Raw genomic sequence first — 25,276 nt, 5'->3', positions numbered from 1 at the left:
ATCCATGGACCTGGTTGTCGGGCGGGTTGTCAAAGCTCACGGCATTTCCGGTGAGGTTGTCGTCGAGGTCCGTACCGACGACCCTGACGCTCGGTTCACCCCTGGCGTGACCCTTCGGGGCCGCGCCAAGGGGGGTACCGAGCGCACTTTCTCAGTCGAGTCCGTGCGTGATCACGCGGGTCGGCTACTGATCCGGCTGGCCGGTGTCGGCGACCGCAATGCGGCCGACGAACTGCGCGGCACGGTGTTCATCGTCGACACCGCCGACCTGCCCGCGATCGATGATCCCGACGAGTTCTATGACCACGAACTCGAAGGACTGCGGGTCGTCACGGTTGACGGCACCGCGGTGGGGGCGGTCCGCGAGGTACTGCACACCGCCGCGGGCGAACTGCTGTCGGTCAAGGCCGACGCGGATGGCCGCGAAGTACTGATCCCGTTCGTCAGCGCCATCGTCACCTCGGTGTCCCGGGAAACCGGAACCGTCGTCATCGATCCTCCGGACGGTCTGCTGAACCTGGACCTGGTCTAGAAGGTGCGCAACTGTGCACATTGACGTCGTCACGATCTTCCCGGCCTACCTCGATCCCATTCGGCAGTCGCTGCCGGGCAAGGCCATCGACGCCGGAATCCTCACCGTGGCCGTGCATGACCTGCGGAACTGGACCCACGATGTGCACCGTTCGGTGGATGACTCACCGTATGGCGGGGGACCCGGAATGGTCATGAAAGCGCCGGTGTGGGGTGAGGCGCTCGACGAAATCTGTTCCGAGGAAACACTTCTGGTCGTACCGACTCCCGCGGGACGGCCGTTCACCCAAGCCGTCGCCGAACGCTGGAGCGCGGAGTCTCACCTGGTGTTCGCCTGCGGACGCTACGAGGGGATCGACCAGCGGGTGGCCGACGACGCGGCCCGCCGGATGCGGGTCGAAGAGGTTTCCATCGGCGACTACGTCCTCAACGGCGGCGAGTCCGCGGCGCTGGTCATGATCGAGGCTGTGGTCCGGTTGATGCCCGACGTGTTGGGCAATCCCGCATCGCACCAACAGGATTCGCATTCCGACGGCCTGCTCGAGGGGCCGAGCTACACCCGGCCCCAGAGCTGGCGCGGGCTCGAAGTGCCCGATGTTCTGCTGTCCGGGGATCACGCCAAGGTGGCGGCGTGGCGCCATGAGCGATCCCTGCAACGGACCCGCGAACGCAGGCCGGATCTGCTCGACGAGTCCTAGATCCGGCCGCCGGGGAACATCGTCTTGACGGCATCGGTGATGGTGTCGCGCGCGGTGGCGGCGTCCGTGGGCTGCAGTGAACCGATCACCATGATGAAGCGACGGTCGGGGCCGATCACGCCGGTCGACAGGTGCATCCAGTCCGAACCGATACAGCACATCCAGCCCTGCTTGACCGCGACCGGTTCGGCGTAGAGACCTTCGGGAATGCCGAATCGCTGGGGGTAGATGCCGCCCGGTTGCGTGCCGTCGATGGCGTTCGGGGTGGACTGGGCCAGGTTGGCCAGGATCACGTTGGCCTGTTCGGCGGGAAGGCCGCCGCTGCCGTTCATCAGCATGTCGTAGTAGCGCACCAGGTCGGCCGCGGTGCTGATGGTGTTCCACCATCGCCCGTCGTTCGGCTGCCGGGTGGAACCCAGGCCGTAGCGGGCCGCCACCCGGTTCACGATCGCGCTGCCGCCGCTGCGGTTCCAGAACACCTCGGCGGCGCTGTCGTCGGAGGACCGCAGCATCACATCGAGCTGTTCGCGGTCGTCGGGGGTGATCACCGTTTGTCCCTTGGCCTCCTGCAGCAGGAGGTCATCGGCGATGAACAACTTCACCACCGACGCGATGGCGATGGTCGTTCCGTTTCCGTTGGAAACCAGCTGGCCGGTGTTGCGGTCGAGGACCAGCAGGGTGATCTCGGCGCCGGCGTCGGCGGCGTTTTCGGTGGCCAGCTGGGCTCGGTCCCCGAGCCCCATGAAGGCGGCGGCGGGTTCGCCGGGCGGCGCCTCGGGCAGCGGAGCCAGGCTGCCCTGGGGGACGACGACGGTCAGCTGCGGTGCACCCGCCGGGGCTGGGGGCGTTCCGTAGACCCGAGCTTCGCAACCAACCGTTACGACGGCCATCGCGACCACTGCCGTCAGGCCGGCTGCGTTCGCAATCCTCAGCTTCGACGGCCGCCGTCGCATGGTCCTCCTTGCACCGTCAAGAAAATCCGATGGGCTCTGCAGGACCGGCGCATCGGTGTGTGCAGCCTAACTGTTCGGCTTGTGGCTCGCGTGCTTAGTCGTGCTCGAAGTATGCTGCCCGAGTCGGTGCAGATGGGTCTGGAGACTCGCCGGATTTCACGGTATGGGGACCCGTCTGGCACAATTGAGCAGTTGTCTGCGCAGGACTGGGCCGGCTTGTCCGCGTTCCGCTGCGAGATACACCCCGATACACCCGAAAATAGCTTCGGCTGCGCGCCACGTGCGTGCTCGTCCGGAGCCGCGAACAACAAGGAAGTGTCACCGATGAACACGCTGGACTTCGTCGATCAGGCGTCGCTGCGCGACGACATCCCGACCTTCAGCCCCGGCGACACCGTCAACGTGCACGTGAAGGTGATCGAGGGCTCGAAGGAGCGCATCCAGGTCTTCAAGGGCGTCGTGATCCGTCGCCAGGGCGGCGGCATCCGCGAGACCTTCACCGTGCGGAAGGAGAGCTACGGCGTCGGCGTCGAGCGGACCTTCCCGGTGCATTCGCCCAACATCGATCACCTCGATGTCGTGACCCGCGGTGACGTGCGTCGCGCCAAGCTCTACTACCTGCGCGAACTGCGTGGCAAGAAGGCGAAGATCAAGGAAAAGCGCTGAGCGCGCTGCTCCGTCTGACGAAGCTCTCGTCGCGGGACCGGTCACAACGCTCGCTACTGTGGTGCCTGTGACCGGACCCACCGATTCCGCCGACGCGCGCTCGGAGGGCAGCGTCGAATCGGACTCAGAGCAAGATTCCGCCTCGGATTCGGCGGAGTCCGCCACCGGCGAAGCGCCGGATGAGTCACCAAAGCGCAAGCATTCCACTGCGCGCGAGATCGCCATTCTGGCCACCATCGCCCTGGTGCTCTACTACGTGACGCTCACGTTCATCGCGCGGCCCTATCTGATTCCGTCGGAGTCCATGGAGCCGACGCTGCACGGCTGTGCCGGCTGCGTGGGTGACCGGATCATGGTCGACAAGGTCACCTACCGGTTCTCCAAGCCAGAGCCTGGCGATGTGGTGGTCTTCAAGGGCCCGCCGTCGTGGAACATCGGCTACAAGTCGATCCGTTCGGACAACACCGCCATCCGCTGGGTGCAGAACGCCCTTTCGTTTGTCGGGTTTGTGCCGCCGGACGAGAACGACCTGGTCAAGCGGGTGATTGCGGTCGGCGGTCAGACCGTGCAGTGCCGTGCTGACACCGGTCTGACGGTCGACGGAAAACGCCTCAACGAGCCGTACCTGGACCCGGCCACGATGATGGCCGACCCGGGCATCTACCCGTGCCTGGGTCCTGAGTTCGGGCCTGTCACGGTCCCGTCCGACCGCCTGTGGGTGATGGGTGACAACCGGACGCACTCGGCCGACTCACGCGTGCACTGCAGCAACCTGCCCGCCGACGCGCGGAATGGACTTCAGTGCACCGGCGATCCGATGGCCGGCACTGTTCCGGTGGAGAATGTAATCGGAAAGGCACGGTTCATCGCCTGGCCACCGTCCCGTTGGGGCGGTATCAACGGCGTGAACCCGCAGACCGACTCCTAGGAGCTGCCCTGTGCCTCCAGTGGTGAAGACGTCGTGGCCGCCGCGAACGGTCATCCGGAGGTCATCCGGCCTGCGCACCCTGGAATCCGCGCTGTATCGCAACGGTCTCGGCCCGGTCGCCGGGGTGGACGAGGTGGGCCGCGGGGCCTGTGCGGGACCGCTGGTGGTGGCGGCCTGTGTACTGGGCCCCAACCGGATGGACAGCCTGGCGTCTCTCGATGATTCCAAGAAGCTCGGAGAGCGGGAGCGGGAGCGGCTGTTTCCACTGATTCGCCGGTATGCGCTGGCCTATCACGTGGTGTTCATCCCTTCCGATGAAGTGGACCGGCTCGGTGTTCACGTGGCCAATATCGAGGGCATGCGGCGTGCGGTGGCGGGGTTGTCCCTGCGGCCCGGGTATGTGCTGTCCGACGGGTTCCGGGTGCCGGGCCTGGCGGTGCCGTCCTTGCCGGTGATCGGGGGAGACGCCGCGGCGGCCTGCATCGCGGCGGCCAGCGTGCTGGCCAAGGTCAGCCGGGACCGGTTGATGGTCGAGATGGAGCAGCACCATCCCGGCTACGGGTTCGCGGAGCACAAGGGGTACAGCACGGCGGCGCATTCCGAGGCGTTGGCCGAGTTGGGGCCGTGTGTGGAGCACCGCTACTCGTATGTGAACGTGCGGCGGGCCGCGGAGAGCACCGGCGTGCGGCGGGCCGCAGAGAGCACCGGCGTGCGGCGGGCCGCAGAGATGACAGACGTACGACCGGATGTGGCACCGATACGGCATGCTGAAGTGGGGTACGCAAAGATGATCGACAGGGCATCAGCACAACCAGAAGGACAGCACACCAGATGAGCGCCGAGGATCTCGAGAAGTATGAAACCGAGATGGAGCTCTCGCTTTACCGCGAATACAAGGACATCGTCGGGCAGTTCAGCTACGTCGTTGAGACCGAGCGCCGGTTCTACCTGGCCAACAGCGTGGAACTGATTCCGCGCAATTCCGAGGGCGAAGTCTATTTCGAGCTGAGGCTCGCCGATGCCTGGGTGTGGGACATGTACCGCCCGGCGCGGTTCGTCAAGCAGGTACGCGTCATCACGTTCAAGGACGTGAACATCGAAGAGGTCGAAAAGCCCGAGCTGCGGTTGCCGGAGTAGAGGCGGACGGGGGCGACGTGACGGCGACTGTCAGTACCGGACCCGACGATGTGCGCCGCCGCGCCGAGGCTGTGCTGGCGTGCCTGCCCGAGGTGCGCGCATGGCAGGAGCCGCTCTATCGCGACCTGCATCAGCATCCCGAGCTCTCACATCAGGAACGGCGCACTGCCGGTGTGGTTGCCGCGCGCCTGCGGGAGTCCGGCCTGACGGTCCATGAAGGTGTCGGGGGGACCGGGGTGGTCGGCGTGCTGAGCAACGGCGACGGTCCCCGGGTGCTGATGCGTGCGGACATGGACGCGCTTCCGGTGACCGAAGCGTCGGGGCTGCCGTATGCGAGTAGCGAGCCAGGCGTGATGCATGCCTGTGGCCACGACACGCACGTGACCTGTCTGCTGGGTGCGGCGGAATTGTTCGCCCGGGCGACGGATCACTGGCGTGGCACCGTGATCGCGGTTTTCCAGCCCGCCGAAGAGGTGGGCGACGGGGCCCGCGGGATGGCCGATGACGGCCTGGCCGATCTGGTCGGCCCGATCGATGTGGCGTTGGCCCAGCATGTTTTTCCGGCGCCAGCCGGGCAGCTGCGTACCCGCAGCGGACCGGTATTGTCGGCGGCCGACAGCATGAGAATCACGGTCTACGGTCGTGGTGGGCACGGTTCGATGCCGCAGGCCACGGTGGATCCGGTGGTGCTGGCGTCGATGATCGTCATCCGCTTGCAGACGATCGTGTCGCGCGAGGTCGATCCAAGCCAGACGGTCGTCCTGACCGTCGGCAGCATTCAGGCGGGGACCAAGAGCAACGTCATCGGCGATCATGCGGTACTCGAACTCAACCTGCGCACCTTCGACGAGTCGGTGCGGACCGCGGTGCTCGCCGCGATCCGGCGCGTGGTGATCGCCGAGTGCCAGGCGTCCGACTCGCCGCGCGACCCGGAATTCGAGTTGTACGCCAACTTTCCGCTGACCGTCAACGACGATGCGGTGACGGCTCGTGTCGAGGCCGCGTTCAGCAAGTACTTCGGCGACCGGGCGCAGACCATGCCGGCCGGGTCGGCCAGTGAAGACTTCAGCGACATCCCGGCTGCACTGGGGGCGCCCTACACCTATTGGGGCTTCGGCGGCATCGACGAGGAGGCCTTTCGTGCGGCGGTGGCCGCGGATCGCGCTCGCGTGGACATTCCGGTGAACCATTCACCGCGGTTCGCCCCGGTGCTTCAGCCGACGTTGGACACCGGTACCGAGGCGCTGGTGGTGGCCGGGCTCAGTTGGCTTTAGCCGCCAGGTGCTCGCCGAAGAACGCGAACACCCGCGACCAGGCGTCGGCGGTGGCGGCCTCGTTGTAGCCGAAACCGGCGATCCGTAGAAAGGCCTGTCCCGGCAGCTGATTGGCGAAGCTGTGCCCGGCGTCGGGGTAGACCTTGATATCAGCCGGGATGCTCTTGTCGTCCACGACGCGCTGCAACCGGGCGGGTGCACCGATGCCCATCGGATCGCGGCGGCCGAAGCTGGCCACCACCGGGCACGAGGCGTCCAATGCCTGGTCGAGCCGCCGCGGCAGCGGGGTGCCGTAGAACGGCGCTGAGGCGCCGAATCCTTTGGGGCCCAAGATCAGTGCGAACTGGCCGCCCATGCAGAACCCGGCGATGCCGATGGTCCCGGTGCACTGCGGGTGCGCGCGCAGATGATCGCGAGCGGCCAGGATGTCGTCGAGCGCCCGGCCGCGCTGGGTCAGCAGCTCGCGGAACACCCGGGTGATACACCGGGCCCTGCCGCCGCGTGAGTAGAGGTTCGGCGTGAGCGCGACGTAGCCGGCCGCCGCGACGCGTTCCGAGATCGCCTCATTGTCGGGTCCGTGGCCGATCGCGTCATGAATGATCACCACCCCGGGCCACGGTCCTTCGCCGCTGGGGAGGCTGAGGAGAGCGTCGATCGGGCCGTCCGGAGTGTCCATCGTGATCGTCGTCACCCGACCTACGGTAGCGGCTGGTCCTCAGGTTCCGCAGAACGTGCGATAGGCACCGAAGTCGGCGGGGGCGGCTGCGGCATATCGTTCGAGCCCGGGGCGCTCGTCATACGGCGCCGTGAGGGCGTCCATCAGATGCTCGACGGGTTCCAGGTCGCCGTTCGTGGCGGCGTTCAATGCTTCCTCGACGAGGTGATTGCGGGGGATGTAGACCGGATTCACCCGGTCCATCGCGGCGGTGTCGGGGTCGAGGGCACGCCACCGCGCCAGCCACTCGTCGAATCCGGCGGCGACCCTGCTCTCTCCGCCCACGGTACGGCCGAGGTCACGGAAGAACGACGTGTAGTCAGTTCGGTTCTGCTGCAGCAGCGCAAGCAGGTCATCGATCAGAGTGCGTGCCGCTTCGTCGGTGACATCGGCGGGCAGGCCGAGCTTGGCGCGCATACCCGCCGACCAGGCCGCGTCGAACTGCGGCCCGAACCCGTGCAGCGCTCGGGTGGCCAGCTCGACGGCCTGCTCACCGTCATCGGCGAGCAGGGGGAGCAGGGTTTCGGCGAAGCGGGCCAGGTTCCACGCGGCCACGGTCGGCTGGTTGCCGTAGGCGTACCGGCCGCCATGGTCGATCGAACTGAATACCGTTGCGGGATCGAAGGTTTCCATGAATGCGCAAGGCCCATAGTCGATGGTCTCGCCTGAGATGGTCATGTTGTCGGTGTTCATCACGCCGTGTACGAACCCGACCAGCATCCACTGCGCGAGAAGCGAGGCCTGCGCGGAGATGACCGCCTCGTACAGGGCCAGGTATGGATTGGCGGCGTCGGCCGCGCCGGGATGGTGGCGGGCGATGGCGTGGTCGGCCAGCCGGCGCAGCAACCCGATGTCTCCGGCGGCCTGGGCGTGTGCGATGGCGTACTGGAAACTGCCGACGCGCAGATGGCTGCCGGCGATCCTGGCCAGCACCGCGCCGGGCAGCAGGGTTTCGCGCCGGACGTCGCGTCCGGTGGCGACGACGGCCAGTGCCCGGGTCGTGGGAATGCCCATGGCGTGCATGGCCTCGCTCACGATGTACTCGCGCAGCATGGGCCCGACCACGGCCAGGCCGTCGCCGCCCCGGGCGAACGGGGTGCGTCCCGATCCTTTGAGATGCAGGTCGCGGGGACGGTCACCAGGACCGACGAATTCGCCGAGCAGCAGCGCACGGCCATCGCCCAGTCGTGGGACATAACCGCCGAACTGATGACCGGCGTAGGCCTGTGCGACGGGGGTGGCGCCGTCGGGGACCACGGTGCCCGACAGCAGCCCGAGCCCGTCGGGGCTGCGCAGCCAGGAGGTATCGAGGCCGAGCTCATCGGCGAGCTGCTCGTTGAGCACGAGCAGCCGCAGCGCCGGAGCCGCCTCGGCCTGCCACGCGACGGCCATCTCGGGAAGCGCGCGGGCGAAGCGGTTGTCCAGGATGACGGTCGGATCAGGTGCGACGCTCACAGCTTGAGCCTACGGAGCCTCAGAGGCTGCCCAGGTCGTCGGGCACATCGACGGCGTACTGCTGGAGCACGTCGAGAGGCACCAGGTCGAGGGTGCGCTCATGGGTGGCGGCCAGCACCACCGGGGCCGCCTTGCCGTCATCGTGTGCGCGCAGCCAGTTGACCGCGGTGACGCACCAGCGGTCCCCGGGTGTCAGGCCGGGAAACCGGTACTGCGGTGCCGGTGTCGACAGGTCGTTGCCGATGGACTGCTGATGTTCGAGGAATTCGGCGGTCACCACGGCGCAGATGGTGTGCCGGCCCGCGTCGGCGTCGCCGGTCGAGCAGCAGCCGTCGCGGTAGAAGCCGGTGAGCGGGTCGGTGCCACACTCTTCGAGCTTGCCACCCAGCACGTTGCGATCAGCCATCTCGGTATCGCCTCTCCAGAGTTCTGCGCGGGTTCACAATGCCGCGGAGATTCGTTGCGCGGTCTCGCGCACCGCACATCCGAACCTAGCGAACTTGTCGGCAGTAATCCTGCTGCTCGGTCCCGATATCGAGACCGAGCCGATCGGCTCGCGTTGTGCGTTGACGATACTGGCGCCGAGGGCGGTGATGCCGGCGTTCAGGCCCTGCTCGTTGACCGAGTACCCCCGCGTCCGCACCAAGTCGATGGTCTCGCTCAACCGGTCCGGATCGGTGATCGTGTGTTCGGTCTGCGGCGCGAGCTGCTGTGAAAGGTATTGCGCGACATACTCGTGGGTGCTGGCAGCGAGAAAGGCGATTCCGGTTGCGGAGGCGTGCAACGGAATTCGCGATCCCAGCGGCATGAATGCACGCAGCGGATGCGGGGTGTCCAGGCGTTCGATGAGTACCAACTCCGGGCCGTCCGGTGCGGCGAGGTGAATGGTCTCGGTGGTATCGAGCTGCAACTGGTTGAGGAAGGGGAGCGCGGTTTCGCGCATCAGCTGATGATCGCCGGCCCGGCTGCCGACGGAGAACGCTCGGTATGTCAGGTTCCATCGGGTGGGTTGCGCGGAAGTCGGTCGTAGCCAGCCGATCTCGTGCAGCGTGAGCAAACACCTCTGCACTGTGCTCTTGGGCAGGCCGACTGCGCGCGTGAGCTCGGACAGGCCCACGGGCTGCATTCTTGCGACCGTTTCCAGCACCTGAAACGCGGACACCACGCTGTTCGTCGACACGCGCCCTCCTCGGCGATCCACATTGACCCGCGGCACGGATGTGAGCTAGCTTACCCGCACCGGTTCATACAGTAGACCACTGTGCCACACAGTGGACCAGTTGGGGAAGCGGGTCCAACGTTTCGAAAGGCGATGGAATGACAATTCAGCTGCTGGCGCTGGCGATCTTTGTCGGTGTCTTCGCGGTTTCGGCATGGCGTAATGCCCACCTGGGCGTGTTGATGTTCGCCGCGGCGTGCGGGGTGGGGCTCGGAATGGCGGGCATGCCGATCGACGACATCATCGACGGCTTCCCGATCGACATCCTGGTGCTGCTGGTCGGGGTGACCTATTTCTTCGGGATCGCCCACGCCAACGGCACCATCGACCGGATCATCGAGGTCACCCTGGCCAAGGTCGGGCACCGGACAGTGCTGTTGCCCCTGGTGTTCTTCCTGCTGACCGCGGCGATCTCGGCGATGGGCTCCCCGCTGGGCGGGTTGGTGATGGCTCCGATCGGCATGATGGTGGCCGACAAGCGCGCGATCGATCCGATGCTGATGGCTCTGTCGATCGGCACCGGCCTGAGCGCTGGGGCGTTCGCGCCCACCAGCCTGTTCGGCATCGTCACGTACGGCACCGCGCACCAGGCCGGCATCGACCTCAACCCGTTCGTGCTGTTCGTCGTGGCATTGATGGTCAACCTGGTCTTGCTGGCGGCGGCATACGTCCTGTTCGGAGGGCTGAAACTGCTGCAACGCAGCACGGTCACCGAGCCTTCCGCGGCGCTGCCCGCCGAGGATCGACTGGTCACGGTCGGCGGTGGCGGCGGTGGGCGGGGCATGCCCCGTGGCGGTGCATCGAGCCCGGAGCTGCCATCCGGACCGCAACGAAACCCCTTCACGCCCAACCAGATTGTCACCGTTGCTGCCATGGTCGGCCTGATCGGCGCGGTCATCGGGATGTCGCTGGCAGGCATGGATCCCGACATCGGCGTATTGGCGTTCGCGCTCGGCGCGGTGCTCACCCTCGTGGATCCACGGTCGGGCAACAAGGCGATTCCCCGGATCGACTGGTCGACAGTTCTGCTGGTGGGCGGAATCATCACGTTCGTCGGCGTGCTCGACAAGCTGGGATCGGTTGATCTGCTCGGTGAATTCGCCGGCCACATCGGCGTCCCGCTCGTCTCGGCGCTGTTCATATGCCTTGTGGCAGGGCTTGTCTCGGCGTTCGCCTCGACCACGGGCATGCTGGCGGCACTCGTTCCGCTCGCTCTGCCCCTGGTGGCCGCGGGAGGCATCCCCGGCTGGGCGTTGATGTGTGCACTCGGCGTGTGCGCGTCGATCGTCGACGTGTCGCCGTTCTCCACGGTGGGCGCGACGCTGGTGGCAACGACCGTCGACGAGGCGCAACGGCCCCGCATGACCAGACTGCTGATGCGCTGGGGGCTGTCGATGGTGGTGATCGGCCCGGTGCTGCTGGTCGGAGCCCTCGTCCTGCCGGGCACGGTGTTGTAAGTGCCCGATACCAGCAATGAAAGGACTTGTCCGCCGATGCTTTTGACGTCTCTGGACCCTGCTTGCGGCGACTCGGTCGACACTGCCGCCGCACTCTCTGTAGGTGCACGGAGCGTGTCGCGGGCGCAGCTGTTCGAGGCTGCCTGCGCGCTTGCCGGCGCATTGCCCGACGGGGGACCGGTTGCCGTGTGTGCCCAACCGACGCTGGAGACGGTCGTCGCTGTGGTCGGCTGCCTGTTGGCCGGCGTTCCGGTGGTGCCCATTCCACCCGACTCCGGCTCTGCCGAACTGCGGCACATGCTCACCGATGCACGTGTCACATGTTGGGCGGGACCGCCGCATCGGGACTCGGAACTCCCCGCGATACCCGCAACGGTTAGGCGCTCCAGTGCCGAATTGCCGAATGCGCCGTCACCCGAAGCAGTCGCGATGATTCTGTACACGTCGGGGACCACCGGTGCCCCCAAGGGTGTCAATCTCAGCCATCGGGCGCTCGCGGCCGGTATCGACGCCGTGGTCGACGCCTGGCAGTGGACCCGCGACGACACGGTGGTGCACGGTCTGCCGTTGTTCCACCTGCACGGACTGATGCTCGGCGTGCTCGCCTCGTTGCGCATCGGCTCCCGGGTGGTCCATACCGTCAAACCGCGGCCGGAACGCTATGCCGCCGCGGCCGGGACCATGTACTTCGGCGTGCCCACGGTGTGGTCGCGCATCGCCGCCGACGAAGGATCGGCGCGGGCGCTGCGTGGTGCCCGGCTGTTGGTATCCGGTAGCGCGCCGTTGGTCACGCCGGTTTTCCACCGCATCGCCGAGCTCACCGGTTGCGCACCGATCGAGCGGTACGGCATGAGCGAAACGATGATCACCCTGTCCACGCGCGCCGACGGCGAGCGCCGGCCCGGTTCGGTCGGTCAACCCGTCCTCGGCGTCGACACCCGGCTGCGCACGGAGGACGGCCAGCCCGTTCCCGACGACGGCGCCAGCATCGGACGGCTTCAGGTTCGCGGGCCCATGCTGTTCGACGGCTACCTCAATCGACCCGAGGCCACGGCGGACGCTTGGACCGACGACGGCTGGTTCATGACCGGAGATGTCGCTACCCGCGACGCGGACGGATTCCACCGAATCGTCGGGCGGGAATCAGTGGACCTGATCAAATCGGGCGGATACCGGATCGGCGCGGGCGAGGTGGAAACCGCGCTGCTGGCTCATCCGTCGGTGCGTGAGGCAGCTGTTGTCGGGCGCGCCGATGCCGACTTGGGACAGCGGGTCGTGGCATACGTGGTGGCCGATGACGGGAACCGTCCTCAGCTCGCCGACGGTCTCATCGAGTTCGTGTCCCAGACGCTGTCGCAGCACAAGCGGCCGCGTGAAGTCGTGTTCGTCGGCGAGCTGCCGAGAAACGCGATGGGCAAGGTGCAGAAGAAGCTGCTCACCGATTGAGCGGATCAGGGTGCCGTCTGCGGGCTGGCGCTGCGCTGGGCGTCGAGGATGAGCAGCGCCACGTGCAGAGAGGTCATCGATTCGCCGTCGTCGAGGTTGACGCCGAGACGGCGTTCGATCGCGGCCAGCCGGCTGTAGAGGGCCGGACGGCTCATGTGCAGGCGTTTGGCGAGCGCGGATTTGTTGCCCGCCAGTTCCAGGTAACCGCGCAGCACTGCCACGTCGTCGCTGCCCTGTTCGGCGTCGTGGATCAGCAGCGTCCTGAGTTCGGTTTCGGCGAACATCTGGACTCGCGGATCGTCGAGCAGCAGCGTGATCAGCCCGCGCAGCCGGACATCGGAGGCGCGCACGAACGGGCGCGTCAGATCCGACATCGACGCCGCGACCTCGGCCACGTGAGCGGCCTCGCGCAAGCCGTGGACGGCGTCGGCGAACGCACCGGCGTCACCGCCGACGGCGATGACGACCTTGTCGGTGTCGCCACCGCGCGCGATGGCCTCCCGCCAACCCTCGGCCAGGCGGCTCAGCGTGGCATCGGCGCTGGACCCGCGCCGGTGGTTCAGTGCCAGCACCAGGCCGATCTCGCCGTCCCGCCGGATCGAGCAGATCGCGCTGTGCCCTTGGGCTTTCACACTGTGGGCGACCGCGTCGAGGATGCGGATGTTCCGGCGTTGCGTGCCGACCGGGTCGAGCCGGTCCGGTGGCGCACCGACCCGGACCGTGGCCGGGAGGTACGGGCCCCCGGACCGTAGACCGAGGGCCAGGGCCCGCGCGTCCGCTTCGCGGTCGTCGTCGATCCGTCCGCCCAAGACGTCGTCGATCAACCCGCTCTGGGCCTGATGCTCGAGACCGGACCGGCCACGTTCGGCCATCCGGTGCAGGGCCAGCGCCTGGGCGGCGCGTTCGAGGACCATCTTGGTCTTGGCCGGCGCGGATGGGGCGCGCGGCACGATCAGCCGGCCCCACTCCTCGGAGCGAGGGCCCACGGCGGTGGTGGCCCACGGTTCGGTCATCGCCCGGGACCGGCGTTGCCAGTCGGACAGGACGCCGGTGGCCGGCTCGTTGCGTGGTGAGATCGCCAGCACCTGGTGCGACAGATCCTCGAGCACCACCGATTCGTCGATCATCTCGGCCGCTGCCCGCACGATGTCCGCCATCGTCGGGCGCTTCATGCTCAACTCGGTGAAGGTCTTGTGGGTGCGGTGGGCGAATTCGAGTTCCTCGTACTGGTCGGCGACGATGAGCCGGTGCACCGCCTCGGTGACCTCGACGAACTTCGTCTCCTGGTGCAGCACGACAAGCGCGAGGCCGAGGGTTTGGGCTGTCTGGCCGACGCTGTCGGGAAGCGATTCGATGCGGGTGCCCAGTTCGACCACCACGCCGACCGCGCCGGCACGCTGCATCCCTCGCAGGTAGTCACGGGGCGCGTCGCGCAGCGCGGCGCCGGTGGTGAGCACCAGTTCGCCGCCTTGCAGCAGCCCCGCGAGGTCGGGCATATCGCTGACGTGGACCCACCGCACCGGGCGGTCGAGTTGTTGCGCGCTGAGTACATCGGGCTGGCCGGCCTGGACCACCGGGAGCCCGATGATGTCGCGCACGGTCGGGATCATTGACAAAGTGTAATGAACAAACGGATGAGACTTACAAATTGATCTCCCCGACAGTGTGGATGGTGGCCCAGAGTGATAGCCGTACCCCAATGCCGCAGGAAGGTTCGGACCCATGAGCAATGTCATCCAGCACTGGCGCGACGGCAAGATCTTTGCCGGGACTTCGACCGCCACCGCTCCGGTAACCAACCCGGCCACGGGCGCGGTGACCGGTGAGGTCGCACTGGCCAGCGTGGATGACGCGCGCGCGGTGATCGATGCCGCCGTGGCGGCCTTCCCGGCCTGGCGCGACACGTCGCTCGCCAAGCGCACTTCGGTGCTGTTCGCGTTCCGCGAGTTGCTCAACGCCCGCAAGGAGGAGGTGGCCGCGCTCATCACCGCCGAGCACGGCAAGGTGCTCTCCGATGCCCTCGGCGAGGTCAGCCGGGGCCTCGAGGTCGTCGAATTCGCGTGCGGCATCCCGAGTCTGCTCAAGGGCGGATTCAGCGAGAACGCCTCGACCAACGTGGACGTGCACTCCGTGCTGCAGCCGCTGGGACCGGTCGGCATCATCTCGCCGTTCAACTTCCCGGCCATGGTGCCGATGTGGTTCTTCCCGATCGCCATCGCCGCGGGCAACACCGTGGTGCTCAAGCCGTCGGAGAAGGACCCCAGCGCCGCGCTGTGGATGGCCCGCCTGTGGGCCGAGGCCGGCCTGCCCGAGGGCGTGTTCAACGTGCTGCAGGGCGACAAGACCGCGGTCGACGAGTTGCTGACCAACCCCAAGATCAAGGCGATCTCCTTCGTCGGCTCCACCCCGATCGCGCAGTACGTCTACGCCACCGCCACCGCGGCCGGCAAGCGCGTGCAGGCACTGGGCGGGGCCAAGAACCACGCCGTGATCCTGCCCGACGCCGATCTGGACCTGGCCGCCGACGCCATGGTCAACGCCGGTTTCGGCTCCGCCGGTGAGCGCTGCATGGCCATCTCCGCCGCGGTCGCCGTCGGTCCCATCGCCGACGACCTGGTGGCCAAGATCGCCGAGCGCGCCGCCACCATCAAAACCGGTGACGGAACCAAGGATTCGGACATGGGCCCGCTGGTCACCAAGGTCCACCGCGACAAGGTGGCCTCCTACATCGATGCCGGCGAGGCCGACGGGGCCAAGGTCGTGCTCGACGGCCGCACCGTCATCGCCAACGGCGGAGCCGACGGGTTCTGGCTGGGCCCGACCCTGCTCGACAACGTCACCCCCGAGATGAGCGTCTACACCGACGAGATCTTCGGCCCGGTGCTGTCGGTGCTGCGCGTCGAGTCCTACGACGAGGCTCTTGAGCTGATCAACAACAACCCCTACGGCAACGGCACGGCGATCTTCACCAACGACGGTGGCGCCGCGCGGCGTTTCCAGAACGAGGTCGAGGTCGGCATGGTCGGCATCAACGTACCGATCCCGGTTCCCATGGCCTACTTCAGCTTTGGCGGCTGGAAGGCATCGCTGTTCGGCGACAGCCACGCCCACGGCGCCGAAGGCGTGCACTTCTTCACCCGGACCAAGGCCATCACCACCCGCTGGCTGGACCCCAGCCACGGGGGCATCAACCTCGGCTTCCCCGAGAACAAGTGAGAGAATTTCACCCATGACTGTGATTCAAGAGTCCGCCGCGCTGCCCAACGGGTTGACCGTCGAGGCGGCGAAGGCCGAGGCCGCGCGGGCCTATGAACTCGACCGCGCACACGTGTTCCACTCCTGGTCGGCGCAGGAGGAGATCTCGCCGATGACGATCACCGCCGCGCAGGGTTCGTACGTGTGGGACGGCGACGGCAACCGATTGCTGGACTTCTCCTGCCAGTTGGTCAACACCAACATCGGCCACCAGCACCCGAAAGTTGTTGCCGCCATTGCCGAGCAGGCCGCCAAGCTGTGCACGGTGGCCCCGCAGTACGCCAATGCGGCCCGCTCGGAGGCGGCCCGGCTGATCGCCGAGCGCACCCCCGGTGAGCTGAACAAGGTGTTCTTCACCAACGGCGGTGCCGACGCGGTCGAGCATGCGGTCCGCATGGCCCGTCTGCACACCGGCCGCTACAAGGTCCTGTCGCGGTACCGCGCGTACCACGGTGGCACCGACACGGCGATCAACCTGACCGGTGACCCGCGGCGCTGGCCCAACGACCGTGGCAACACCGGCACCGTGCACTTCAACGGACCGTTCCTGTATCGCTCGTCGTTCTACGCCGAGACCGAGGAACAGGAATCGCAGCGCGCGCTGGAGTACCTCGACAAGCTGATCCAGATGGAGGGCCCGGCCACCATCGCCGCGATCATCCTGGAGTCGATCCCGGGTACCGCCGGCATCATGGTGCCCCCGCCCGGATACATGGCCGGGGTGCGGGAGATCTGCGACCGCTACGGCATCGTGTTCATCGCCGACGAGGTGATGGCGGGATTCGGCCGCAGCGGAAAGTGGTTCTCGATCGACCACTTCGACGTGGTGCCGGACCTGCTCACCTTCGCCAAGGGCGTCAACTCGGGTTATGTGCCGCTCGGTGGGGTGGCGATCAGCCCGGCCATCTACGAGACGTTCGCGCATCGGGCCTACCCGGGTGGGCTGACCTACTCGGGGCACCCGCTGGCCACCGCGGCCGCCGTCGCGACCATCAACGCGATGGCCGACGAGGGCATGGTCGAGAACGCGGCCAAGATTGGCGCCGAGGTTCTGGCGCCGGGCCTGGCCGAGCTGGCCGCCAAGCACCGCAGCGTCGGTGAGGTGCGCGGTGCCGGCGTGTTCTGGGCCGTCGAACTGGTCGCCGACCAGGAGACCCGGGAGCCGTTGGCGCCCTACGGTGGCTCCAGCCCGGCGATGAACGCCGTGGTCGGTGCGTGCAAGGCCAACGGCCTGCTGCCGTTCGCCAACTTCAACCGCGTCCACGTGGTGCCGCCGTGCAACGTCACCGCGGAAGAGGCGCGCGAAGGTCTGGCGATCCTGGACAAGGCGCTCGACGTCGCCGATCAGCACACGAACTGATCTCCAGGCTGTCCTTCACTGAGACTGCACTCAGGGACGAGAATCGCGAGATTTCTGTCCCTGGGTGCAGTTTCGGTTTCCGCTGCGGGGCTTTCGCCCGCTGTTGAGGCCGACGATCAGGTCTTTGATCTCGGCGGCGTGCTCATGGACCGAACGTAGGAGCTTCGAGGTCTTCCAACGCGGCCATCGCCACATCGTAAGTGCGCGCGAATGCGTCGGCCATGACGTCCGCACTCTGTGGATAACTTCGTTGGCCCCTGATCCGCGGCGCAAGTTGGGACACTGGACTCGTGCGTTCACCTGCCCAGTGCTGGCTAACCGACATGGACGGCGTCCTGGTGCGCGAAGAACATGCGCTCCCGGGTGCCGCCGAATTCCTGCAGACATTGGCCGACAAGGAACGGCCATTCCTGGTGCTGACCAACAACTCGATCTTCACGCCGCGCGACCTGGCCGCCCGGCTGGCGCGCTCGGGCCTGATCGTCCCCGAGGCGGCGATCTGGACGTCGGCGCTGGCGACCGCGGCGTTTCTCGACGATCAGCTGCCGGGCGGCTCGGCCTATGTGATCGGCGAGGCGGGGCTGACCACCGCGTTGCACGAGGCCGGTTACACCCTGACCGACATCGCGCCGGACTACGTGGTGCTGGGGGAGACCCGCACGTACTCGTTCGAGGCGATCACCAAGGCCGTCCGGCTGATCCTCGGCGGTGCCCGGTTCATCGCCACCAACCCTGACGTGAGCGGCCCGTCGGCGGAGGGGCCGCTGCCCGCGACCGGATCGGTGGCCGCGATGATCACCAAGGCCACCGGGCGTGACCCTTACTTCGTCGGCAAGCCCAACCCGATGATGTTCCGTAGCGCGCTCAATCGGATCGAGGCGCACTCGGAGAACACCGTGATGGTGGGGGACCGGATGGACACCGATGTGGTGGCCGGGATCGAGGCGGGCCTGGAGACCATCCTGGTGCTCACCGGATCGACATCGGTGGAGGACATCGAGCGTTATCCCTTCCGGCCCAGCCGGGTGCTGCCATCGATCGCCGAGGCGATCGAGCTGATCTGATGACCTCCGTCGAGCTGATCGGGGTGCCGTTCGATGGTTATGGCCGCCGCGGCAACCAGGCGCGGGCCGCGCACGCACTGCGGGATGCCGGATTGCTCAACGCTTTTGGTGACGACCGCGTGGTCCGAGCCGACGATCTCGACCTGCCTGCCCCCGATCCTCGGCGTGGACCGTCGACCGGCTTGATCAACGAGCCCGCACTACTCGAGATGACGTCGTCGCTCCATGACAGAGTTCGCAATGCATTGGCGGCCGACCGATTCCCGGTCGTGTACGGAGGTGACTGTTCCACTCTGCTGGGCATCGCCACCGGGCTGCGTGACCACGTCGAGAACGTTGGCTTGGTCTTCATCGACGGCCACGAGGACACCATGCCGCTGGACGTATCCGAGGACGGGGAGGCGGCGAACACCGAGATCGGGTTGCTCCTCGGTCTGACGGGACGGACGCTCACCGGGCCGCTGGCGAGACAGCTGCCCGCGTTGCAGCGCGAATTGCTCGTGGTGCTGGGCCCCCGCGACGACAACTGGCGGCGGCAGTTCAACGTCGGCACCCTCGCCGACTGCGGCGTGTGGCTGGCGCCGCTGGCCGAGGTGGCGCGCGACCCGGCCGCCGTCGGTCGCCGGGCCTTGGGGCACCTGAGGCGTAGTGCGGAGCGTTGGTGGCTGCACATCGACTTCGACGTGCTGGACCCGGCCGAGTTCCCGGCCCAGGGACTGCCCGACGTGCCCGACGAGCCGGGGGGCCTGACCTGGAGCCAGCTCACCGAGCTCGTCCTGAGCCTGCGCGATACCGCCATGCAGTGCATCGGGTGCAGCATGGCGATCTACGACCCCGACCAGGATCTGTCACTGGCGGGCGCCGGTCAGGTCGTCGAATTCGCCACGGCAGCGCTGGCGCTGATTCAGGGGGCCCGGTGACCGAACCCATCGATGAAAACTTCACCACCACCGTCTCGACGCTGACCGGGGTCGGGCCGGCCGGCGACTGGACGCTCACTGAGCGCCAGGCGCTGGACCTGTTCGACGCCCAAATCGGCAGCCGGCACCTCGATCTCGCCGCGCGCTGGCTGCGCTCGCAGGGGCGGGGTTTCTACACCATCGGATCGTCCGGACACGAGGGCAATGCCGCCGTCGCCGCGGCCCTGCGCCCCAGCGATCCGGCGCTGCTGCACTACCGGTCGGGCGGCTTCTACCTGGCCCGCGCCGCGCAGGTCGACGGGTCCGATCCGCTGCGCGACGTGCTGCTCGGGCTGGTGGCGGCGACGGCCGAACCGATCTCCGGCGGACGGCACAAGGTGTTCGGCCGTCACGACCTGAGCATCATTCCGCAGACCTCCACCATCGCCTCGCATCTGCCACGGTCGGTCGGGGTGGCCTTCTCGATCGCCCGTGCCCGCAAGCTCGGTGTGGCCTGCCCGTGGCCGGAGGATGCGGTGACGGTGTGCAGTTTCGGCGACGCCTCGGCCAATCACTCGACGACCGTGGGCGCCGTCAACGCGGCCCTGCACGCTGCCTACCAGGGCCTGCCGATGCCGCTGCTGTTCGTCTGCGAGGACAACGGCATCGGGATCAGCACGCCGACACCGCGCGGCTGGATCGCGCGCGCCTACGGGGACAGGCAGGGGCTGAGGTATTTCGCGGCCGACGGTTGCGATGTCGTCGACGCGTTCGACACCGCACGCGCCGCTGCCGATTGGGTTCGCCGCGAACGCAAGCCGGGGTTCCTGCATCTGCGCACCGTGCGGCTGATGGGACATGCCGGCACCGATTACGAGCAGGCCTACCGGCGGTCCGCCGACATCGTTGCCGACTATGACCGTGACCCGGTGCTCAACACCGCGAGAACACTTGTGGCCCATGGCATCCTGACACCGGAACAGGTGCTGGAACGGTACGAGGGCAAACGTGCCGAGGTGATGAGCCTGGCCCGGGAGGTCAGCGGTTGTCCGCAGTTGGACAGCGCGACGGCGGTGATGCAACCGCTGCGCGACACACTGGACGATGCCAGGGCGGTGTCCGTCGACGCGCCGGGTGAGCCTGGTGGCCCGCCGCTGACGCTGGCTCTGGCCATCAACCGGTCGCTGCAGGAAGTCTTGCGGGTGCACCCGGAGACGATCGTGTTCGGCGAGGACATCGCCCGCAAAGGTGGGGTGTACGGCGTGACCCGCGGCCTGCAGGCCGCCGCCGGGCCCGCGCGGGTATTCGACACCCTGCTCGATGAACAGACCATCCTGGGGCTGGCCCTGGGCGCCGGCGTCTCGGGCCTGGTGCCGATCCCCGAGATCCAGTACCTGGCCTATCTGCACAACGCCGCCGACCAGATCCGCGGTGAGGGGGCCACGCTGCAGTTCTTCTCCAACCGTCAGTACCGCAACCCGATGGTGGTGCGGATCGCCGGCTACGGCTACCAGAAGGGATTCGGCGGTCACTTCCATAACGACGACTCGATCGCCGCAATCCGCGATATCCCTGGGGTGGTGATTGCCTCACCGGCCCGGCCCGACGATGCCGCGGCCATGTTGCACACCTGCGTTATCGCCGCGAAAACCGCTGGTGCGGTGTGCATTTACCTGGAGCCGATCGCCTTGTATCACACCAAGGACCTCTACGCGGACGGTGACCAGCGGTGGCTGGCGCCTTATCCAGACGAGCCGGTGCGCATCGGTGCGGCCCGTACCTACGGCGAGGGCGCCGACCTGACCATCCTGACGTTCGCCAACGGGCTGTGGATGAGCCTGCGGGTGGCACGTCGCCTGGAGCAGGCCGGGATCGCCGCGCGGGTGGTCGACCTGCGGTGGCTCTCGCCGCTGCCCGTCGAGGACATGCTGCGTGAGGCGGACGCGACCGGGCGGGTACTCATCGTCGACGAGACCCGCCGCACCGGGGGTGTGGGGGAAGGTGTGCTGGCCGAACTCGCCGACCACGGCTTCACCGGCCGGGTGCAGCGGGTGGCCAGCGCCGACAGTTTCATCCCGCTGGGCGATGCCGCACTGGAGGTGCTGCTGTCCGAGGACACCATCGAGGCTGCCGCGGTGAAGCTGGTCGGCGAGCGGGCTTGATAGCTTGACTCTCATGGCCGAATCCGTAACGCCGGACCCGACCCGCCCGCTGGCCGGAGTGCGGATCATCGAGATCTCCAGCTTCGTGGCCGTGCCGCTGGCCGGCATGACCCTGGCCCAGCTGGGTGCCGAGGTGGTGCGCGTCGATCCCATCGGCGGTGCTGCCGACTATCACCGCTGGCCGCTCACCGACGGCGGCGACAGCATCTACTGGGCCGGGCTGAACAAGGGCAAGCGCTCGCTGGCCGCCGACATGCGCTCACCCGAGGGGCAGCAGCTGGTACAACGGCTGATCGCCGAGGCCGGCGTTCTCATCACGAATGTTGCCGGGCGGCAATGGCATTCGTACGACGTGCTGTCCGCGCTGTGTCCCGACCTGATCCATGTCGAGGTGTCGGGGCGCGCCGACGGTGGCACCGGGGTGGACTACACGGTCAACGCCGGGCTGGGCTTCCCGATGGTCACCGGGCCTGCGCAGTTGTCCACCCCGGTCAACCATGTGCTGCCGGCCTGGGATGTCAGCTGCGGGCTGTATGTGGCGCTGGCGGTCAGTGCCGCGCTGCGCCATCGTGATTCCACCGGTGAGGGCGCACGGATCAGCATCCCGCTGGAGAACGTTGCACTCGCCACGGCGGGCAATCTCGGATTCCTGACCGAGGTGATGATCAACGGCACGGGCCGCGAGCGGCTCGGCAACACCCTGTACGGCACCTACGGGCAGAACTTCACCAGCAGCGACGGCGTCGGCTTCATGCTCGTGGCGCTGACCGGCCGGCATTTCCGCGATCTCACCGAAGTCACCGGGACCACCAAAGCCGTTGCCGCCCTTGCCGAGGCATTCGGTGCCGACTTCAGCGACGAAGGTCAGCGCTACACCCACCGCGACGCGCTGACCGGACTGTTCACCCTGTGGTTCAGTGAGCACACCGCCGAAGAGATTAGCGCAGCGCTCTCGGCCACGTCGGTGCTCTGGGAGCGGTACCGCAGCTTCGCCGAGGTCGCCGTCAACGAGCGGGTGGTCGCCAACCCGCTGTTCACCCCGCTGGAGCAGCCCCGCATCGGGACCTACCTGGCGCCGGGCCTACCGGTGTCGATCGGCGGGATGTATCCGCCCGCTGTTCCCGCGCCCGCACTCGGGGATGACACGACCGCCGTGCTGGCCGAACACCTCGGTCTCGGTGCCGACGCGATCGTGGCACTGACCGAATCCGGCACCGTCGCAACGGGTGCCGGCGAGCGGTGAGCGCCCTGCTGACGCTGTTGGACGTCCTGGCAGATGCTGCCGCCGGCGGGGAGGTGTTCACGGGGCGCGCCAGCGGTCCGGCCGGCAAGCGGGCTTACGGCGGTCTGATGGCCGCGCAGAGCCTGGCGGCCGCCTGCCGGACGGTGGGCGATGACCGGGCGCCGACCAACATGCACCTGCAGTTCCTGCGTGGCGGGGACGCCGGGGAAGCCGCCGAGTATCGCGTGCAGCACGTGTACGACGGGCGCACGGCCTCGGCCCGGCGCGTCGAATCGTATGAGCACGGCCGCATGCTGACGACGGCGACGGTGTCGTTCGCGACGGCGCTCGCCGGGCCCGAGCACGGGTTGAGTGCGATGCCGCACGATCCTGAGGTGCTGCCGTGCACCGGCCCGCCGCCGGCGCCTTCCCTGCCCCTCGACGAGTTCGACATCCGCATCGCCGACGACGGTTCGGGCGAGGAATTCGTGCGCCGGATGTGGTGGCGGGTCACCACCGACCTGCCCGAGGATCCGTTGGTGCACACGCTGATCGCGGTGTACATCACCGATCTGTACGGGATCGATCCGGCGCTGGCCGTGCACGGGCACAGCATGCGTTCACGCAGTCACCGCAGTGGCACGACCGATTCGTCGATCTGGTTTCACCGTCCGGTGCGCGCCGGGGAGTGGAATCTGCTGGAGTCGCGCTCACCGGCCGCGGCGCGGGGCCGCGGGCTGATCACGTCAAGCCTGCTGCGCGCCGACGGTGCGATCGCCGCCACCCTGGTGCAGGAGGGTCTGGTCGCCGAGCGCTTGGCGGACTGATCGCTACGGCTTCGGTCCCAGACAGTTGTCCGCACTCCAGTCGTTGAGGTGGCGTACGCCGTGGAGCACGTCGACGTAATGCGGTGCGATGAAGGTCTTCGTGATCGTCATCAACACCATCAGGATGCCGATGGTGGCGAACCCGGACACGACGGTGGTGCTCAGCGGGGTGCGGTCGCCCGGTCGGCGATCCCAACGGGTGTAGAACAGCATCGCCGCGAAATGCCATGAACCGTAGATCAATACGTTCAGCCCCCACATGCCGACGCCGTTGTCGAAGCAGTAGTTGGAGCCCGAGTAGGCGAAGGTCTCGCCGAGGGGCATGATGCCGGCCAGGAGCAGGCACAGAATGGCGTGACGGGTCAGTGAGTCGCGGGCCAGGACCCCGCCGGTGCGGTCCAGCAGTTGGCTGAGCACCCGGTAGAGCGTGCCCAAGATGACGGTGTAGAAGCCGAACACGCTGATGGTCATGGGCAACATGAACAGCGGTACACCATTGGGATTCCAGGCGGTGTTGAAGGCGAAATGGCCGTGTAGGACCTCGTACCACGGGTCGGTGCCGACGAATCCGCCCAGCACGGCCCAGATGGTCAGGAAGACGCCCATCCTGAAGCCGTACAGCTCGGACAGCGGACGTCCACGGTCGTCGGGTACCCGGAATACGAGCGGCCAGATGAGTGTGCCGAGTGCCATCACGATCGCCTGACCGACCAGTGCGGGATCATTGGGACGGTCGTAGCTGAGGTTCATCACCACCAGCCCTTGCAGCGGAACCGTGAGGAGAAACCACACCAGATAGATGATCTCGGTACGCCGCTTGCCGGGATTCGCCGCCAGGAGAAGGAACTTCGGCGGTTCGTCCTGGGTCACCGCCCGCGGGCGAGGTCGAAGGGTGTCATCACCATGTCGAGGATTTCGGGGGTGAGCAGCGCGCCGGCGTATTCGACCCAGCACCAACTGCGGGAGGGTGGCCTGCCCGACGAACAGGAGGTGAGACGGCCGAAGTAGTGGATGTAGCTGCCGGACGAGTCGAACCTGAAGGTGTACGTGTCCGCTCCGATATTGGTGTCCAGCCTGGTCAACTTGCCGGCGTCGTCAAACGTCGGCGTTGCGGTGATGTCGTCGTATGCGGTGGTCACTCCGTCGACGACCTGATAGCCAGGACCGAAGGCGACGCCGTCGCGCCCCTGCCAGAAGCACCCGCCGCCCCACTGTCCGTCCGGGTATTCGTGCATCCACGACACCCACATCCCCTGCAGGTGCCGGGCGATGGGGAGCTCCGGGTACACCCGTCCTGCCGGGCCGTAGGCATAGTCCTGATGCAGGTAGCCCGAGACGGGTACGCCCTCGATGGTTCCGGTGGCGGCCATCAACTCGTGCCGGTAATACACCTGCTCGGCGACGCCGTTCTGCACCGGAACGTGAACGGTGAATATGTCGGTGACGTTGGTGCCGTGCATCTCCCAGCGCCCGCTCGCGTCGTGCCAGTGGAACCCTTCGGCTTCGCGTTCGATGCGTCCGCTGGGATAGCTCAGCGTCACCTTGTCACCGGTGTCGACGTAGGCCATCGGTTCGAACCAGTCGATCGTCGCGTACTCCGCGAACAGATGCGGTTGTTCAGGGTCGAATGTCGGCCGGAGCTTCTTGAACCCGGTGATCGGTGACACCACATGCGTCATTCCGGTGAGGAAGTCATCGGCCCCGCGCAGTCCCCAATAGGTCTGCCCCGCATCGTCGTTGACCACCGCGCCGATCCACATACCGGCCAGCCCGACATCCGGCCCCGGAGTCCAGGCTCGCCGATAGTGGTCGAGGGTGGGTGGATGCGTCGCCACGGTGAACTCGAAGTCGCTCACTGTCATGCCCCCAAACTGAAGTCGATCACGCCGGCGTCATGGTCCACATTTAAATCTCTAGAGGTATCGTTGTAAAGGGATGTGCTCGCGCGGGGACGCCTGCGTGCTGCGGCCGATCGGATAGTTTGATCTCCGCCTCACGTGGTTGCCCA

General features: G+C 67.3%; 24 protein-coding genes. 16 read left to right on the top strand and 8 right to left on the bottom strand.

Annotation, left to right across the window (positions count from 1 at the left end; translation table 11 throughout):
* The first annotated feature begins 4 nt into the window (after positions 1-4).
* Positions 5-532, top strand: coding sequence for a ribosome maturation factor RimM (rimM, locus tag ACNQVK_RS25220; protein WP_418031707.1), 528 nt, complete (start codon positions 5-7; stop codon positions 530-532).
* A 13-nt stretch (positions 533-545) separates the two neighbouring features.
* The gene (gene trmD / locus ACNQVK_RS25215) at positions 546-1,229 is read left to right on the top strand and encodes a tRNA (guanosine(37)-N1)-methyltransferase TrmD (RefSeq protein ID WP_418031706.1); all 684 of its coding nucleotides are present in this window, start codon (positions 546-548) and stop codon (positions 1,227-1,229) included.
* On the opposite strand, the gene ACNQVK_RS25210 is transcribed toward trmD, so the two are convergent.
* Positions 1,226-2,182, bottom strand: a complete 957-nt coding sequence (locus tag ACNQVK_RS25210) for a hypothetical protein (RefSeq protein WP_418031705.1) — start codon at positions 2,180-2,182, stop codon at positions 1,226-1,228. The two genes, trmD and ACNQVK_RS25210, sit on opposite strands and share 4 nt — an antisense overlap.
* 324 nt (positions 2,183-2,506) lie before the next feature.
* Between ACNQVK_RS25210 and rplS the strand changes: the two genes are divergently transcribed.
* From rplS to ACNQVK_RS25185, 5 genes are all read left to right on the top strand, one after another.
* Positions 2,507-2,848 carry a 50S ribosomal protein L19 gene (rplS, locus tag ACNQVK_RS25205; RefSeq protein ID WP_029111328.1) on the top strand — a complete coding sequence of 114 codons (342 nt, stop codon included), beginning with the start codon at positions 2,507-2,509 and terminating at the stop codon, positions 2,846-2,848.
* A 67-nt stretch (positions 2,849-2,915) separates the two neighbouring features.
* Positions 2,916-3,776: a signal peptidase I gene (gene lepB / locus ACNQVK_RS25200; protein WP_418031704.1), complete on the top strand. Its 861-nt coding sequence runs from the start codon at positions 2,916-2,918 to the stop codon at positions 3,774-3,776.
* A gap of 22 nt (positions 3,777-3,798) precedes the next feature.
* Positions 3,799-4,611: a ribonuclease HII gene (locus tag ACNQVK_RS25195; RefSeq protein ID WP_418034316.1), complete on the top strand. Its 813-nt coding sequence runs from the start codon at positions 3,799-3,801 to the stop codon at positions 4,609-4,611.
* Positions 4,608-4,913: a DUF2469 domain-containing protein gene (locus ACNQVK_RS25190; protein WP_003881082.1), complete on the top strand. Its 306-nt coding sequence runs from the start codon at positions 4,608-4,610 to the stop codon at positions 4,911-4,913. The genes ACNQVK_RS25195 and ACNQVK_RS25190 overlap by 4 nt, the downstream gene beginning before the upstream one ends.
* 71 nt (positions 4,914-4,984) lie before the next feature.
* The gene (locus tag ACNQVK_RS25185) at positions 4,985-6,187 is read left to right on the top strand and encodes an amidohydrolase (RefSeq protein ID WP_418034314.1); all 1,203 of its coding nucleotides are present in this window, start codon (positions 4,985-4,987) and stop codon (positions 6,185-6,187) included.
* Here the strand turns inward: ACNQVK_RS25185 and ACNQVK_RS25180 are convergent.
* From ACNQVK_RS25180 to ACNQVK_RS25165, 4 genes are read right to left on the bottom strand one after another with little or no spacing between them, the layout of a single operon-like run.
* Positions 6,174-6,878, bottom strand: coding sequence for a dienelactone hydrolase family protein (locus tag ACNQVK_RS25180; protein ID WP_418031703.1), 705 nt, complete (start codon positions 6,876-6,878; stop codon positions 6,174-6,176). The two genes, ACNQVK_RS25185 and ACNQVK_RS25180, sit on opposite strands and share 14 nt — an antisense overlap.
* Before the next feature lie 24 nt (positions 6,879-6,902).
* Positions 6,903-8,357 (bottom strand): protein adenylyltransferase SelO, encoded by a 1,455-nt coding sequence (locus ACNQVK_RS25175; RefSeq protein ID WP_418031702.1) that lies wholly within the window; start codon positions 8,355-8,357, stop codon positions 6,903-6,905.
* A gap of 19 nt (positions 8,358-8,376) precedes the next feature.
* Positions 8,377-8,763, bottom strand: coding sequence for a DUF2237 family protein (locus tag ACNQVK_RS25170; protein WP_044517521.1), 387 nt, complete (start codon positions 8,761-8,763; stop codon positions 8,377-8,379).
* A gap of 33 nt (positions 8,764-8,796) precedes the next feature.
* Complete coding sequence (locus ACNQVK_RS25165) at positions 8,797-9,537, bottom strand: IclR family transcriptional regulator (protein WP_418031701.1); 741 nt, start codon at positions 9,535-9,537, stop codon at positions 8,797-8,799.
* 137 nt (positions 9,538-9,674) lie between these two features.
* Here ACNQVK_RS25165 and ACNQVK_RS25160 point away from each other — a divergent pair, with 137 nt between their 5' ends.
* Together ACNQVK_RS25160 and ACNQVK_RS25155 are read left to right on the top strand one after the other, a co-directional pair.
* Positions 9,675-11,033, top strand: a complete 1,359-nt coding sequence (locus ACNQVK_RS25160; protein ID WP_418031700.1) for an SLC13 family permease — start codon at positions 9,675-9,677, stop codon at positions 11,031-11,033.
* 36 nt (positions 11,034-11,069) lie between these two features.
* On the top strand, positions 11,070-12,479 hold the full coding sequence (locus tag ACNQVK_RS25155) for an acyl-CoA synthetase (protein ID WP_418031699.1): 1,410 nt from the start codon (positions 11,070-11,072) through the stop codon (positions 12,477-12,479).
* A 5-nt stretch (positions 12,480-12,484) separates the two neighbouring features.
* Here the strand turns inward: ACNQVK_RS25155 and ACNQVK_RS25150 are convergent, their stop codons facing one another.
* The gene (locus tag ACNQVK_RS25150) at positions 12,485-14,089 is read right to left on the bottom strand and encodes a PucR family transcriptional regulator (RefSeq protein ID WP_418031698.1); all 1,605 of its coding nucleotides are present in this window, start codon (positions 14,087-14,089) and stop codon (positions 12,485-12,487) included.
* A gap of 112 nt (positions 14,090-14,201) precedes the next feature.
* On the opposite strand from ACNQVK_RS25150, the gene ACNQVK_RS25145 reads away from it, so the two are divergent.
* The 7 genes from ACNQVK_RS25145 (at position 14,202) to ACNQVK_RS25115 (ending at position 23,268) form a co-directional block, all read left to right on the top strand.
* A complete protein-coding gene (locus ACNQVK_RS25145; RefSeq protein WP_044517523.1) occupies positions 14,202-15,695 on the top strand; it encodes a CoA-acylating methylmalonate-semialdehyde dehydrogenase in 1,494 nt (497 codons plus the stop codon).
* A gap of 13 nt (positions 15,696-15,708) precedes the next feature.
* Positions 15,709-17,094 (top strand): aspartate aminotransferase family protein, encoded by a 1,386-nt coding sequence (locus ACNQVK_RS25140; protein ID WP_418031697.1) that lies wholly within the window; start codon positions 15,709-15,711, stop codon positions 17,092-17,094.
* 290 nt (positions 17,095-17,384) lie between these two features.
* Positions 17,385-18,158 carry an HAD-IIA family hydrolase gene (locus tag ACNQVK_RS25135; RefSeq protein WP_418031696.1) on the top strand — a complete coding sequence of 258 codons (774 nt, stop codon included), beginning with the start codon at positions 17,385-17,387 and terminating at the stop codon, positions 18,156-18,158.
* On the top strand, positions 18,158-19,078 hold the full coding sequence (locus ACNQVK_RS25130; protein ID WP_418031695.1) for an arginase family protein: 921 nt from the start codon (positions 18,158-18,160) through the stop codon (positions 19,076-19,078). Before ACNQVK_RS25135 ends, ACNQVK_RS25130 begins: the two co-directional genes overlap by 1 nt.
* Positions 19,075-21,219 (top strand): thiamine pyrophosphate-dependent enzyme, encoded by a 2,145-nt coding sequence (locus tag ACNQVK_RS25125; RefSeq protein ID WP_418031694.1) that lies wholly within the window; start codon positions 19,075-19,077, stop codon positions 21,217-21,219. The genes ACNQVK_RS25130 and ACNQVK_RS25125 overlap by 4 nt, the downstream gene beginning before the upstream one ends.
* Before the next feature lie 13 nt (positions 21,220-21,232).
* Positions 21,233-22,462: a CoA transferase gene (locus ACNQVK_RS25120; protein ID WP_418031693.1), complete on the top strand. Its 1,230-nt coding sequence runs from the start codon at positions 21,233-21,235 to the stop codon at positions 22,460-22,462.
* On the top strand, positions 22,459-23,268 hold the full coding sequence (locus tag ACNQVK_RS25115) for an acyl-CoA thioesterase (RefSeq protein WP_418031692.1): 810 nt from the start codon (positions 22,459-22,461) through the stop codon (positions 23,266-23,268). Before ACNQVK_RS25120 ends, ACNQVK_RS25115 begins: the two co-directional genes overlap by 4 nt.
* 3 nt (positions 23,269-23,271) lie before the next feature.
* On the opposite strand, the gene ACNQVK_RS25110 is transcribed toward ACNQVK_RS25115, so the two are convergent.
* Together ACNQVK_RS25110 and ACNQVK_RS25105 are read right to left on the bottom strand one after the other, a co-directional pair.
* Entirely contained in the window at positions 23,272-24,138 is an 867-nt protein-coding gene (locus ACNQVK_RS25110) for a hypothetical protein (protein ID WP_418031691.1), read from the bottom strand.
* A complete protein-coding gene (locus ACNQVK_RS25105) occupies positions 24,135-25,130 on the bottom strand; it encodes a hypothetical protein (RefSeq protein ID WP_418031690.1) in 996 nt (331 codons plus the stop codon). Before ACNQVK_RS25105 ends, ACNQVK_RS25110 begins: the two co-directional genes overlap by 4 nt.
* Positions 25,131-25,276: the final 146 nt, after the last annotated feature.

This window comes from Mycobacterium sp. 134 (assembly GCF_048282715.1).
Lineage (GTDB): Bacteria > Actinomycetota > Actinomycetes > Mycobacteriales > Mycobacteriaceae > Mycobacterium > Mycobacterium septicum.
The sequence above is the reverse complement of the archived record's forward strand: the minus strand, read 5'-3'. Positions and strand labels throughout refer to the sequence as shown.

Bases quoted from the DNA above. Each gene is read 5' to 3' on its own strand.
- rimM (WP_418031707.1), top strand. From the start codon at position 5: ATGGACCTGGTTGTCGGGCGGGTTGTCAAAGCTCACGGCATTTCCGGT.
- ACNQVK_RS25210 (WP_418031705.1), bottom strand. From the start codon at position 2,182: ATGCGACGGCGGCCGTCGAAGCTGAGGATTGCGAACGCAGCCGGCCTG.
- rplS (WP_029111328.1), top strand. From the start codon at position 2,507: ATGAACACGCTGGACTTCGTCGATCAGGCGTCGCTGCGCGACGACATC.
- ACNQVK_RS25190 (WP_003881082.1), top strand. From the start codon at position 4,608: ATGAGCGCCGAGGATCTCGAGAAGTATGAAACCGAGATGGAGCTCTCG.
- ACNQVK_RS25170 (WP_044517521.1), bottom strand. From the start codon at position 8,763: ATGGCTGATCGCAACGTGCTGGGTGGCAAGCTCGAAGAGTGTGGCACC.
- ACNQVK_RS25160 (WP_418031700.1), top strand. From the start codon at position 9,675: ATGACAATTCAGCTGCTGGCGCTGGCGATCTTTGTCGGTGTCTTCGCG.
- ACNQVK_RS25155 (WP_418031699.1), top strand. From the start codon at position 11,070: ATGCTTTTGACGTCTCTGGACCCTGCTTGCGGCGACTCGGTCGACACT.
- ACNQVK_RS25150 (WP_418031698.1), bottom strand. From the start codon at position 14,089: ATGATCCCGACCGTGCGCGACATCATCGGGCTCCCGGTGGTCCAGGCC.
- ACNQVK_RS25145 (WP_044517523.1), top strand. From the start codon at position 14,202: ATGAGCAATGTCATCCAGCACTGGCGCGACGGCAAGATCTTTGCCGGG.
- ACNQVK_RS25140 (WP_418031697.1), top strand. From the start codon at position 15,709: ATGACTGTGATTCAAGAGTCCGCCGCGCTGCCCAACGGGTTGACCGTC.
- ACNQVK_RS25130 (WP_418031695.1), top strand. From the start codon at position 18,158: ATGACCTCCGTCGAGCTGATCGGGGTGCCGTTCGATGGTTATGGCCGC.
- ACNQVK_RS25120 (WP_418031693.1), top strand. From the start codon at position 21,233: ATGGCCGAATCCGTAACGCCGGACCCGACCCGCCCGCTGGCCGGAGTG.
- ACNQVK_RS25105 (WP_418031690.1), bottom strand. From the start codon at position 25,130: ATGACAGTGAGCGACTTCGAGTTCACCGTGGCGACGCATCCACCCACC.